General features: G+C 70.7%; 10 protein-coding genes. 8 read left to right on the top strand and 2 right to left on the bottom strand.

The window, feature by feature from the left end; genetic code table 11:
- The first annotated feature begins 12 nt into the window (after nt 1-12).
- The 5 genes from ACFUPX_RS24135 to ACFUPX_RS24115 all read left to right on the top strand — a co-directional run bounded on the left by ACFUPX_RS24135 (nt 13) and on the right by ACFUPX_RS24115 (nt 5,564).
- Nucleotides 13-1,377, top strand: coding sequence for a phosphomannomutase/phosphoglucomutase (locus ACFUPX_RS24135; protein WP_383326194.1), 1,365 nt, complete (start codon nt 13-15; stop codon nt 1,375-1,377).
- Nucleotides 1,378-1,657: 280 nt separating this feature from the next.
- Nucleotides 1,658-1,834 carry a Trm112 family protein gene (locus ACFUPX_RS24130; protein ID WP_361832750.1) on the top strand — a complete coding sequence of 59 codons (177 nt, stop codon included), beginning with the start codon at nt 1,658-1,660 and terminating at the stop codon, nt 1,832-1,834.
- Nucleotides 1,835-1,964: 130 nt separating this feature from the next.
- Entirely contained in the window at nt 1,965-3,170 is a 1,206-nt protein-coding gene (locus tag ACFUPX_RS24125; protein WP_383326190.1) for an SIS domain-containing protein, read from the top strand.
- Nucleotides 3,171-3,302: 132 nt separating this feature from the next.
- Nucleotides 3,303-4,478 carry a mannose-6-phosphate isomerase, class I gene (manA, locus tag ACFUPX_RS24120; protein WP_383326187.1) on the top strand — a complete coding sequence of 392 codons (1,176 nt, stop codon included), beginning with the start codon at nt 3,303-3,305 and terminating at the stop codon, nt 4,476-4,478.
- 126 nt (nt 4,479-4,604) lie between these two features.
- Entirely contained in the window at nt 4,605-5,564 is a 960-nt protein-coding gene (locus ACFUPX_RS24115; RefSeq protein WP_383326183.1) for a cation diffusion facilitator family transporter, read from the top strand.
- A 97-nt stretch (nt 5,565-5,661) separates the two neighbouring features.
- Here ACFUPX_RS24115 and ACFUPX_RS24110 read toward each other — a convergent pair whose 3' ends face one another.
- A complete protein-coding gene (locus ACFUPX_RS24110) occupies nt 5,662-7,749 on the bottom strand; it encodes a fructose-specific PTS transporter subunit EIIC (RefSeq protein ID WP_383326180.1) in 2,088 nt (695 codons plus the stop codon).
- 391 nt (nt 7,750-8,140) lie between these two features.
- Here ACFUPX_RS24110 and ahcY point away from each other — a divergent pair, with 391 nt between their 5' ends.
- Both ahcY and ACFUPX_RS24100 read left to right on the top strand, forming a co-directional pair.
- Complete coding sequence (gene ahcY, locus ACFUPX_RS24105; protein ID WP_383326177.1) at nt 8,141-9,598, top strand: adenosylhomocysteinase; 1,458 nt, start codon at nt 8,141-8,143, stop codon at nt 9,596-9,598.
- 447 nt (nt 9,599-10,045) lie between these two features.
- On the top strand, nt 10,046-10,660 hold the full coding sequence (locus tag ACFUPX_RS24100; protein WP_383326174.1) for a hypothetical protein: 615 nt from the start codon (nt 10,046-10,048) through the stop codon (nt 10,658-10,660).
- A 7-nt stretch (nt 10,661-10,667) separates the two neighbouring features.
- Here the strand turns inward: ACFUPX_RS24100 and ACFUPX_RS24095 are convergent, their stop codons facing one another.
- Nucleotides 10,668-11,633 carry an RDD family protein gene (locus ACFUPX_RS24095; RefSeq protein ID WP_383326171.1) on the bottom strand — a complete coding sequence of 322 codons (966 nt, stop codon included), beginning with the start codon at nt 11,631-11,633 and terminating at the stop codon, nt 10,668-10,670.
- An 89-nt stretch (nt 11,634-11,722) separates the two neighbouring features.
- Between ACFUPX_RS24095 and ACFUPX_RS24090 the strand changes: the two genes are divergently transcribed.
- A complete protein-coding gene (locus tag ACFUPX_RS24090) occupies nt 11,723-12,730 on the top strand; it encodes a stage II sporulation protein M (protein WP_383326168.1) in 1,008 nt (335 codons plus the stop codon).
- Nucleotides 12,731-13,108 lie beyond the last annotated feature (378 nt).

Genomic DNA, 13,108 nt, shown 5'->3' with positions numbered 1-13,108 from the left:
AGAGGGTTGGCCGTGACTGCTGATCTGTCCCAGATCGTGAAGGCGTACGACGTGCGCGGGGTGGTCCCGGATCAGTGGGACGAGTCGCTCGCCGAGCTGTTCGGTGCGGCCTTCGCGAGGGTGACGGGGGCGGACGCGATCGTCACCGGCCACGACATGCGGCCGTCGTCGCCGGGCCTCTCGCGGGCCTTCGCGCGCGGGGCCGCCGCGCTCGGTGTCGACGTCACGGAGATCGGCCTCTGCTCGACGGACCAGCTCTATTACGCGTCGGGTGCGCTGAACCTGCCGGGTGCGATGTTCACGGCTTCGCACAATCCCGCGCAGTACAACGGAATCAAGATGTGCCGTGCGGGCGCCGCCCCGGTCGGCCAGGACACCGGTCTCGCCGAGATCCGCGCCCTGGTGGAGGGCTGGTCCCGGTCCGGCGCCCCGGAGCCGGCCGCCACTGCCGGCACGCTCACCGAGCGGGACACCCTCAAGGACTACGCGGCGCATCTGCGCGGCCTGGTGGACCTGACGTCCATCCGCCCGCTGAAGGTCGTCGTGGACGCGGGCAACGGCATGGGCGGGCACACCGTCCCCACGGTCTTCGACGGGCTGCCGCTGACGCTGGTGCCGATGTACTTCGAGCTGGACGGCACGTTCCCGAACCACGAGGCCAACCCCCTCGACCCGAAGAACATCGTGGACCTCCAGGAGCGGGTGCGCGAGGAGGGCGCCGACCTCGGCATCGCCTTCGACGGGGACGCGGACCGCTGCTTCGTCGTCGACCAGGACGGCGCCCCGGTCTCCCCGTCGGCGATCACCGCTCTGGTCGCCTCGCGCGAGCTCGCGCGCAACGGCGGCAAGGGCACGGTCATCCACAACCTCATCACCTCGTGGTCGGTGCCCGAGGTGGTGCGGGAGAACGGCGGCACGCCGGTCCGCACCCGCGTGGGCCACTCGTTCATCAAGGAGGAGATGGCCAAGACGGGCGCCATCTTCGGCGGTGAGCACTCGGCGCACTACTACTTCCGTGACTTCTGGAACGCGGACACGGGCATGCTGGCCGCGCTCCACGTCCTGGCGGCGCTCGGCGGCCAGGACGGTCCGCTCTCGGCCCTCGTCGCGCAGTACGACCGCTATGCGGCCTCCGGCGAGATCAACTCCACGGTCGACGACCAGGAGTCCCGCCTCGCGGCGATCAAGGCGACGTACACATCCCAGGAGGGCGTCACCATCGACACCCTGGACGGGCTCACGGTGACGGCCGCGGACTGGTGGTTCAACGTCCGGGCCTCCAACACGGAGCCCTTGCTGCGCCTGAACGTGGAAGCACGGGACGAGGCAACGATGGTCAAGGCCCGCGACGAGGCCCTGGCCATCATCAGGGCCTGACCAAACCCGGCGGCGGCACGGGCGACAACCGCCCAAGCCGCCGCCCCCAGGACGCCCTGTCAGGACGCCCCGTCAGGACGCCCCGTTCGTGGGCAGGCGTTCCGCACGGCGGAACGGGTGGGCGCAAACACCCACCGGCCCGCAGCCAAAAAGCGACGCCGCGTCCCACCCACGGGGCCCGGGGCGAAGCCCCGCCGGTACACACACCCAAGGCCCAGGGGCCAGCGGTAGGCTGACCAGGCGACATTCCTTACCCCACCCCCTCGAAGGGACCCACCCCATGCCGCTCGAAGCCGGCCTCCTGGAGATCCTCGCCTGCCCCGCCTGCCACGCCCCCCTCAAGGAGGCGGACACGGAGCTTGTCTGCACGGCGGACGCCAAGGACTGCGGCCTCGCCTACCCCGTCCGCGACGGCATCCCCGTACTCCTCGTGGACGAGGCCCGCCGCCCCGCGTAAGGCACCCGCAGGCTCCGCGCAAGGCACCCGCGGCCCCGCGCAGCGCCCAGCAAGGCCCGGCGTAACGACAAGAAGTGCGACCGGCGGCGCCACGCGTCCCCGTCGTCCGGCGAATCGGAGGCCCGACCCCATGCTCGACGAATCGCTCCTCGACGCCCCCGAGGCCCTCGCCGTAGCCGACCGCCGCGGCCTGCTCCGCGGCGCGGCGGAGGCAGGCGCCCGCGTCCGCACCGCGGTACGGCACGCCGCGGAGGCAGGGCTCACGCAGCTCAAGCCGGACGGCCGCCCCCGCGCCATCCTGATCGCGGGCCCCGGCACCGCCGCCACCTGCGTGGCCGACCTGCTCGGCACCCTCGCCGGAACGGGCTGCCCCGTGATCCGCCTCGCCCCCACCGGCGTGGCCCCCGCGGCGGGCGCCCTGCGCTGGGTGCTCCCGGGCTGGGCGGGCCCCCTGGACCTGCTGCTCATCGCCACCCCGGACGGCACGGAACCAGGCCTCGAACTCCTCGCGGAACAGGCCTACCGCCGCGGCAGCACGGTCGTCGCCGTAGCCCCCGCCCGTTCCCCGCTGGCCGAGGGCGTGGAGGGCTCGCACGGCCTCACGGTCGCGATGGCCACCTCTCCGTACGGGGAGTACGAAACCCCGCACGACGGAGAGCGCGCGTCGGGCACCTACGAGGCGCGGCGCGTGAGCGACGAGGCCGCCGCTTCCGCCCCCGCCACCCTCTGGGCCCTGCTCACCCCCCTGCTCATCCTCCTGGACCGCACCGGCCTGATCACCGCACCGGCCGAGACCCTGGAGAAGATCGCCGACCGCCTCGACCACGTCGCGGAGCGCTGCGGGCCGGTCATCGCCACGTACAGCAACCCCGCCAAGACACTCGCCGCCGAGCTCGCCGACGCCCTCCCGGTGATCTGGACCGAGGGCAGGCTCGCGGGCCCCGTCGGCCGCAGGTTCGCCGCCACGCTCGCCGAGCTCGCCGGGCACCCGGCGGTCGCGGGCGAGCTGCCCGAGTCGCTGCCCGCGCACGGCGCCCTGCTCGCCGGGAACCTCGCCCCGAGCGGCGGCGGCGACGGCGGCGACGACTTCTTCCGCGACCGCGTCGAGGAGCCCCAGCAGCTGCGCGCCCGCGTCGTCCTGCTCCGGGACCGCCCGGTGGACGCCGGAGGGCTCAGCGCGGCGCCCACGGCCCGCGAACTCGCCCACGGCCACGACATCGCGATCAGCGAGCTCGAACCGGAGGACGGCGACGAGCTCGAGGCCCTCGCGGAGCTGATCGCCGTCACGGATTTCGCCGCCGTTTACCTGGCGCTCGCCCCGAGGGACCGATCATGACCACGGCCCGGTCGTGATCTGAGACCCCGCACCCGAGCACCAGCGCCCCGAGCACCAGCGCACCCGAGCACCAGCGCCCCGAGCACTCGCGCACCCGCGCACGCACGTACGTACGTAAGGGAGAACCCCTCCGTGGACCGCCTCACCAACACCATCCGCCCCTACGCCTGGGGTTCCACCACCGCCATCGCGGAGCTCCTCGGCGTCGAGCCGACCGGTGAACCGCAGGCCGAGATGTGGATGGGCGCCCACCCCGGCGCGCCCTCGCGCACCGCGCGCGGCCCGCTCGACAAGGTGATCGACGAGGACCCGGGGCACGAGCTCGGCAGGGCCGCGGTCGCCAAGTTCGGCCCGCGCCTGCCCTTCCTCCTCAAGCTCCTCGCCGCGGGCGCCCCGCTCTCCCTCCAGGTCCACCCCGACCTGGAGCAGGCGAGGGAGGGGTACGAGGACGAGGAGAGCCGCGGCATCCCAGTCGACGCCCCGAACCGCAACTACAAGGACGCAAACCACAAGCCCGAACTGATCTGCGCGCTCACGGAGTTCGACGGCCTCTGCGGCTTCCGCGACCCGGTCGAGGCGGCGGACCTCCTTGCCGGACTCGGCGTCGACTCCTTGAAGCCGTACGTCGATCTGCTGCACGCCAAGCCCCAGGAGGCCGCGCTGCGCGAGGTCCTGACGGCCGTCCTGACCGCCGACCCCGAGGAGATGGCAGCGACCGTCACCGAGGTGACCGAAGCCGCCGGACGCCTTGGCGGCGCCTACGCCCCGTACGCGGGCATCGCGCACCACTACCCCGGCGACCCCGGTGTCATCGCGGCGATGCTCCTCAACCACGTCCGGCTCCAGCCCGGCGAGGCCCTGTTCCTCGGCGCGGGAGTCCCGCACGCCTACCTGGACGGCCTCGGCGTCGAGATCATGGCGAACTCGGACAACGTGCTGCGCTGCGGCCTGACCCCCAAGCACGTCGACGTGCCCGAACTCCTGCGCATCGTCCGCTTCGAGGCGACCGACCCCGGAGTCCTGCGCCCGGAGGCGTCGCCCGACGGCGAAGAGGTCTACGACACCCCGATCGACGAGTTCCGCCTCTCCCGCTTCGTCCTGCCCGAGGGCAGCGCCGCGGCGCACGACCTCACGGCCGCCACCCCGCAGATCCTGCTCTGCGTCGCGGGCGCGGTCCGCGTGGGCGGTGCCGTCGGCGCGGGCGGCACCGAGGAACTCGCGCCCGGACAGTCCGTGTTCGTCCCCGCAGGCGAAAAGACCGAACTGTCCGGAGTCGGCACGGTCTTCCGTGCCACTGTGATGGCCTGACGCACCACCGGCGCCCCGTGCTGCAACAATGACCCACCGCAAAGGGCGGGCAAAGCGGCGCCCGGTTCGGCAGCGATGCCGGCGGCAGGCCATGAACGTACGCAGGCGAAGGGACAACGGGCACACATGAGCGCGTCAGGCGGAACAAAGGCGATTGTCGCGGCACTCGCCGCGAACCTCGCGATCGCGGTGGCGAAGTTCGTCGCGTTCATCTTCAGTGGCTCGTCGTCGATGCTCGCCGAGAGCGTGCACTCGCTCGCGGACTCGGGCAACCAGGGCCTGCTGCTCGTCGGCGGCAAGAAGGCACAGCGCGAGGCGACCCCGCAACACCCCTTCGGGTACGGGCGCGAGCGCTACATCTACGCCTTCCTGGTCTCCATCGTGCTCTTCTCGGTCGGCGGCATGTTCGCGATCTACGAGGGCTACGAGAAGATCAAGCACCCGCACGAGATCGAGCACTGGTACTGGCCGGTCGGCGTCCTGGTGTTCGCGATCATCGCCGAGAGCTTCTCCTTCCGTACGGCCATCAAGGAGTCCAACCACACGCGCGGCAACCTCACCTGGACGCAGTTCGTCCGCCGCGCGAAGGCCCCCGAGCTGCCCGTCGTGCTCCTGGAGGACCTGGGCGCGCTCGTCGGCCTGATCCTGGCCCTGATCGGCGTCGGCCTCGCGCTCGGCACGGGCGACGGCGTCTGGGACGGCATCGGCACCCTCTGCATCGGCATCCTGCTCATCCTGATCGCGATCATCCTCGCCGCGGAGACCAAGTCCCTGCTCCTGGGTGAGGCCGCGGGCACGGAAGAGGTCGAGAAGATCGAGAAGGCCCTGGTCGACGGCGACACGGTCACCCGCGTCATCCACATGCGCACGCTGCACCTCGGCCCCGAGGAGCTTCTCGTCGCCGCCAAGATCGCCGTGCGTCACGACGAGACGGCCGCCGAGGTGGCCTCCGCGATCAACACCGCCGAGGAGCGCATCCGCGCGGCGGTCCCGATCGCCCGCGTGATCTACCTGGAGCCGGACATCTACAGCGAGACGGCCGCCGCCGAGGGCACGAACCCGGCGAAGACCCCGGGCGGCCACTGACCTTCTGGATACGACCGATCTTCTGAGTCCGTACGCCGATGGGCCCCGCACCGTGCAGGTGCGGGGCCCATCGGCGTACAGGCGGCTGCCGAGACGGCTAGCGAACCTCGCGCAGCACGTCGAGGATCGCGGCCTCGTCGGGCGCCGCCTCAAGGCGCTCCCGGAAGCCGGTGTCCATCAGCTTGCGCGAGAGCAGCGCGAGGATCCGCAGATGCTCGTCGCCCGCGGCGGCCTCCGGCACGGAGATCATGAAGATCAGCTTGGCCTTCGTACCGTCGAGCGCACCCCACTCGATGCCCTCGGCCGACCGCGCGAACCCGACGACGGGCGAGGTCACCGCATCGGTCTTGGCATGCGGGATGGCGATCTCCTCGCCGAGCCCCGTGGTGCCCTGGGCCTCGCGGCGCAGAGCGGTCTGCACCAGCTCCTCGACGTCGTTCACCTTGCCGGTGGAGGCGAGGAGGTTCGCCATCTCGCGGATCGCGGTGTCCTTGTCGGCGGAGTCCAGCTGGACCTTCACGGTCTGCTCGGTGAGGTAGCCGGAGAGGACTTCGTCCCCGGCCGCGTCCTCGACGGCGGGGGAGGGGGCCGCCGCCGGTGCGGCAGCCGCCGCGGGCGCCTTCTGCGGGGCCGCTGAGGCCCCGGAGGCGACAGCTCCGGCGCCCACCCCCGCGAGCACCGGCTCGGGACCGCCGGGACCGCCGACGATCGGCGCCCCGCGCCGCTTGCGCTCACTGAGGTCGACCAGCGTGACGGTGGTGAGTGCGGTGACGACGGCGCCGATGGCGACAGCGATGAAGAACATCGGTACGCCGCCGATGGCGCCCAGGACCGCCACGATCGGCCCGCCGTGCGGCACCGCGTCCTCGACACCCGCCTGACCGGCGATCGCACCGGCCACCGCGCCACCGAGCATGTTCGCGGGGATGACCTGCGCGGGCCGCGCGGCCGCGAAGGGGATCGCTCCCTCCGAGATGCCGAAGAAGCCCATGAACAAGGCGGCGAGACCGGTCTCCCGTTCCTGCTCGCTGTAGAGCCGCTTGCGGATCAGCGTCGCGAGTCCCTGGCCGAGCGGCATGACCGGGATGGCCGCGGCGCACATGCCCATGACGGTCTGGTTGCCGGTCGCGATGAGCCCCGCGCCGAACAGGAACGCCGTCTTGTTGACCGGACCGCCCATGTCGAACGCGATCATGAGCCCGAGAATCGCGCCGAGCAGGATCGCGCTGGTCCCGGTCATGCCGCTGAGCCAGTCGGTCAGATGCTCGAAGACCCACGAGATCGGCTTGCCGATGACGTAGATGAAGAAGAGTCCGAGTGCCGTGGTCGCGACGATGGGGATCACGATGATCGGCATGATCGGCTGGGCGAACTTCGGGACCTTGACCTTCTTGATCCACAGCACCAGATAACCGGCGAGGAAGCCGGTCACGATGGCCCCGATGAAGCCCGCGCCCGCCTTGGAGTCGTACAGCTCGCCGGTGTTGGCGATCCAACCGCCGATCATGCCGGGCACGAGTGCGGGCCGGTCGCCGATGGCATACGCGATATAGCCGGAGAGGATCGGCACCATCAGCGTGAAGCCGATGACACCGATCTGGTTGACGTGCATCCAGAACGAGTCGTCGGGGATGACGAGCCCGCCCTTGGGGTCCGTGTGGCCGCCGAGCGACAGCGAGATCGCGATCAGCAGCCCACCCACCACGACGAACGGAATCATGTACGAGACGCCGTTCATCAGCGCCTTGTACGCGAGACTCCGCTCCTTGCCGCCCCCGCCACCGCTGGAGAGCGGCTCGGCGGATCCGCCGCCCCCGCCTCCGCCGTGCACGGGCGCGCTCCGCACCTGCTCGATCAGCCGCTCGGGATGGCTGATGCCCTCGGACACGCCGACGGACAGCACGCGCTTGCCCACGAAACGGCCGCGGTCGACGTCCTTGTCGGCGGCGATGATGATGCCGTCGGCATCCCTGACATCGTTGTCAGTCAAGACATTCTCGGCCCCGATGGAGCCCTGCGTCTCCACCTTCATATCGATGCCGAGGCTCTCCGCGGCCTGCGAGAGCTTCTCCGCAGCCATGTACGTGTGAGCGATACCGGTCGGACAGGCGGTCACGGCGAGCAGCTTGAGCTTCTTCTGCTCGCCGTCGCTCCCGCCTATGGGGGGATCGGCCGGATGGGTCACGTGGATCTCCTAACGCCTTCGTCACACAAGATCGCGCAAATGTTCCCGATCTCAAGGCATCCTGCAACACATGAGCGCAGGTTCAAAAGCGCAAAGGTCCCGAATGAGCAGGTCTGACGCCCTCCCCACAGCCCCGCGTACGGCTGCCCCGCCCGATCCGACGCCCGGGGAGGCGGGCTGGGGCTCGCTGGGCCAATCGGTGTAGCTTTGTGACCGAGCCAGACGTCGCTGCTGATGGCGGTCGGGCGGTGCCTGCACGGGCGCTGGCCGAGGGAGAGAGGGCCTCCGACGGACTGCGCTGCTGCGCGCCGGTGCACCTCTGTGCCGTCGTCGCAGGTCAGCCAGCCATGCCCACCCACCCTCGATCAACCCCACGAGGAGCAGCTCGCCCATGACGACTCTCACCAACGGCCAGGACTTCAAGGTCGCCGATCTCTCCCTGGCCGCGTTCGGCCGCAAGGAGATCACCCTCGCCGAGCACGAGATGCCCGGCCTGATGTCGATCCGCAAGGAGTTCGCCGCCACCCAGCCGCTGGCCGGCGCCCGCATCATGGGCTCGCTGCACATGACCGTGCAGACCGCCGTCCTCATCGAGACCCTGGTCGCCCTGGGCGCCGAGGTCCGCTGGGTCTCCTGCAACATCTTCTCGACCCAGGACCACGCGGCCGCCGCCATCGCCGTGGGCCCGAACGGCACCCCGGACGACCCGCAGGGCATCCCGGTCTTCGCCTGGAAGGGCGAGACCCTCGAGGAGTACTGGTGGTGCACGGAGCAGGCGCTGACCTGGCCGAACACCCCCACCGGCGGCCCGAACATGATCCTGGACGACGGCGGCGACGCCACCCTCCTGGTGCACAAGGGCGTCGAGTACGAGAAGGACGGCAAGGTTCCGTCCGAGGACACCGCCGAGTCGGACGAGCACCGGGTGATCCTGCAGCTCCTGAACCGCACGATCACTGACGGCTCGCAGAAGTGGACCCAGCTCGCCTCGGAGATCCGCGGCGTGACGGAGGAGACCACGACGGGCGTCCACCGCCTCTACGAGATGCACCGTGACGGCGCCCTGCTCTTCCCGGCGATCAACGTGAACGACGCCGTGACGAAGTCGAAGTTCGACAACAAGTACGGCTGCCGCCACTCCCTGATCGACGGCATCAACCGCGCCACGGACGTCCTGATCGGCGGCAAGACCGCCCTGGTCTGCGGCTACGGCGATGTCGGCAAGGGTTGCGCGGAGTCCCTGCGCGGCCAGGGCGCCCGGGTGATCATCACCGAGGTCGACCCCATCTGCGCCCTTCAGGCGGCGATGGACGGCTTCCAGGTCTCGACGCTCGACGAGGTCGTCGACAAGATCGACATCTTCGTCACGACGACGGGCAACAAGGACATCATCATGGCCTCGGACATGGCCAAGATGAAGCACCAGGCGATCGTCGGCAACATCGGCCACTTCGACAACGAGATCGACATGGCCGGCCTCGCCAAGATCCCCGGCATCGTCAAGGACGAGGTCAAGCCGCAGGTCCACACCTGGACGTTCCCCGACGGCAAGGTCCTCATCGTGCTGTCCGAGGGCCGCCTGCTGAACCTGGGCAACGCGACCGGTCACCCGTCCTTCGTGATGTCCAACTCCTTCGCGGACCAGACGCTGGCCCAGATCGAGCTGTTCACCAAGCAGGAGGAGTACCCGACCGACGTCTACGTGCTCCCCAAGCACCTGGACGAGAAGGTCGCCCGCCTCCACCTGGACGCGCTGGGCGTCAAGCTCACGACCCTGCGCCCGGAGCAGGCCTCCTACATCGGCGTCGAGGTAGAGGGCCCGTACAAGCCGGACCACTACCGCTACTGACCGAGCCCCGCCGCAAGGGACTCACCGTCCCTCTCCCGGCACACGCTCGACCGCAGGCCCTCGCCCACCCGGGCGGGGGCCTGCGCCCGTGAGGCACCCGCCCGCCGGCCACCAGGCCCTGTCCAGATCCACGTCTGCCCTACCTTGGGCTCCGACCCGACCCGACCCGACCCGACCCGACCCGACCCGACCCGACCCGGGCCGACCCGACCCGGGCCGACCCGACCCGAGCCGGGCCGACCCGAGCCGGGCCGAGCCGGGCCGGGCCGACCCGAGCCGAGCCGAGCCGGGCCGGGCCGAGCCGGGCCGGGCCGAGCCGGGCCGACCCGAGCCGGGCCGACCCGAGCCGAGCAGACAGCCCGCCCCTGCCCCGCCCTTGCTCTACCGCCGACGCCAGCCCCCCCCAGCCCTCGGACGAGAACCCGCCCCCGACAAGGACCGAGCCCCATGCCCCGCGGCCACTATTCGCTTCACGACCCGCACGACCACACCCCCCTCGGTGAGGAACACTTCCACTGCGCCCCCGGCCCCTCCGGCTGGCGCTACGTCTCTCAGCGGACCGCGCCCTCAGGCGAGCCCACCGGCTCCGTCGACCTCGCCCTCGACGAACTCGGCCGCCCCATCCGCCTCGAACTCCACTCGCGGGACTGGCAGATCCGCGCCGCCGCGATCGACGGCGTCACCTGGGTACGCACCGACCCCACCGGCGCCCACGCCGCTGAAGACAACGCCCCCGCCCACGCCTTCACCGGCACATCCCCCGCTTTCCTCATCGCGACCACCCGCCTGCTGCGCCTCGCCCCCGCTTCCCCCGCGACCCGCGTCCGCCTCGTCGCCTTCACCGACCCGGTCCTCGCCCCTCGCACCCTCGACCAGTCCTGGGCCTTGCTCAAAAGCGAAGCACACGCCACTGACAACGGCCCGCTCGTCGTGGACGAATACCAGGTCACAGCCCTGGACACCGGCGAGCAGCACGCCATCCACATCACCGGCGACGTCGTGCTCTCCGCCCCCGGCATCGAGCTCGAGAACCTCGAATCCCCGCCCTCGGCGTTCGCCTGACCCAGCCTTACGCGGGCGGCACGAACCCGGTGCGGGGAGGCGAGGCCTCGGCACCCTCCTGCCCCGGGTACACCGGCTCGGGCCCCGGCGGCACGACATCGCCCCGATACCCCTCAGGCGCAGTGGCCCCCGGCACAGGGGCTCCAGGCGCAGGCGCCGCGTACCCCGGCGGCACCGAGTACCCGGGACCGACCGGCCCCTGGCCACCGCCCCCGCCGCCGCCGTTCCCGCCGAACGCCCGCCGAGCGTCCCGCGCCTGCCGTTCCTGCACGACCGCGGCCAGGTACGCGGCGGGTGGAACGCCCTGCGGAGCCGGCGCCCCCGTACGTTCCGCGAGATCCCCCGCAAGCCGCTCCGCCATCGCCCAGCCCACCTGCGGGTCCAGCTGCCCCATGCGCGTCAGGTACTGCCTGATCGCCAGCCACAGCCCCTCGGGCACACCCGACAGATCGAGCTCGGCGAACCGTCCCGCCAGCCAAGGCGGCGGCGGAGGAATGAAGGCCGCCCGCGCGGTGGGCACCCGCTCCCGGACGACGAGCGTCCCCGCGAACACGTCCCCCAGCCGCCGCCCCCGCGCGGACACCAGCGAGGCGATGCACGCGACGACCCCGAACGTCAGCAGAATCTCGACGACCCCCACGGCGCCCCGCACCAACGCGTGCCGAAAACGGATCGGCCCCCCGTCGTCCCGCACCACCCGCAGCCCGCACGCCATCTTCCCCAGCGACCGCCCATGACTGAGCGTCTCCACCGCGATCGGCACACCGATCAGGATCAGTACGAAGCTGGCGACGGCGACCGCCGCGGCCGCCGCGTCGTCCAAAGAGGACGTAGAGGCCACGATTCCGACGGTCACCCCCAGGTAGACCGCCCAGGCCACCAACAAGTCGATCAGTACGGCGAGCCCACGGCTCGGCAGTTTCGCCGGGCGCAGTTCGAGCGCCACCGCCTCGCCCGTAACAAGCTCACTCACGCCAGCCGCCCTTCCCTGCGCTGCCCTCGGAACGGCCAGTCTGCCAAGCTGAGGCAGCATCACGCCGTAGTACGAGGAGCAGCCACCTGATGGACCTCGACGTCTTCGTGTCCGCCCACCGAGCAGAGTGGGACCGACTCGACGCCCTGCTGCGCCGCCAGCGCCGCCTCAACGGAGCCGAGACCGACGAACTCGTCGCCCTCTACCAACGCACGGCCACCCACCTCTCGCTGATCCAGTCCAGCGCCCCGGACCCGCAGCTCACCGGCCGCCTCACCCACCTCGTGGCACGCGCGCGTAGTGCCGTGACAGGCACCCGCCGCGCTTCCTGGCGCGACGCCACGCACTTCCTGACCCACGGTTTCCCGGCAGCGGTCTACCGCTCCCGCCACTGGTGGGTCCCCACGGCCCTCCTGTCGACGGTCCTCGCGGCGATCATCGGCTGGTGGATAGCCACGCACCCCGAGGTCCAGTCCTCCATCGCGGCCCCGAGCGAACTGCGCGAGCTCACCCGCCCCGGCGGCCAGTACGAGACGTACTACTCGAGCCACCCAGCGGCGTCGTTCGCCGCCCAGGTGTGGACGAACAACGCCCAAGCAGCGGCCATGTGCCTGGTCCTGGGCGCCTTCCTCTGCTTCCCGGTCGTCTGGATCCTCTTCCAGAACATGCTGAACCTGGGCGTGGGCATCGGCCTGATGTCCTCGGCAGGCCGCCTCGACACCTTCCTCGGCCTGGTCCTCCCCCACGGCCTCCTGGAACTGACCGCGGTCTTCGTAGCCGCCGGCACGGGCCTGCGCCTCGGCTGGACCGTCATCGACCCGGGCCCGCGCTCACGCCGAACGGCCCTCGCCGAGGAGGGCAGAGCAGCCCTCGGCATGGCGGTGGGCCTGGCCCTGGTCCTGTTCATCTCGGGCGCCATCGAAGGCTTCGTCACCCCCTCCGGCCTGCCGACCTGGGCCCGCATCGGCATCGGGATCGCGGCTGAACTGGCCTTCCTCGTGTACGTCTATGTCCTGGGCGGCAGAGCGGCACGAGCCGGTGCCACAGGGGACGTTGACCCCACGGAACGCAGCGCCACCGTCCCCACAGCAGCGTGATGTGCGTCGGCCCCCGCTGACCTGCTAGTGTCCTCGACGCCCCAAGAAAACCGTTGACACGGCAGGACGGGGGAGGTAGATTCGAACAGTTGCCTAGAGCTGGACAAGTCCAGTGGCGGCAGTTAATATCTGCCTGCTTCTTGATTCTCATAAGCCAAGAAGCCACTCCCGATAAATCAGAAACACCAGGCCGGTAAGACCGGCCGAAAACTTCTGATAAAGTCGGACTCGCCGGAAAGGGAAACGCGAAAGCCGAAAGGTCGGAGCGGAAACCTGAAAGGCGCCGAGGAAAATCGGACACGAAAGAGTCTGATAGAGTCGGAAACGCAAGAACGAAACACAGCAAGACAAAATGAAACACCGAAGGGAAGCGCCCGG

The organism is Streptomyces sp. NPDC057302 (assembly GCF_042667685.1).
In the GTDB taxonomy this organism is placed as follows: domain Bacteria; phylum Actinomycetota; class Actinomycetes; order Streptomycetales; family Streptomycetaceae; genus Streptomyces.
The sequence above is the reverse complement of the archived record's forward strand: the minus strand, read 5'-3'. Positions and strand labels throughout refer to the sequence as shown.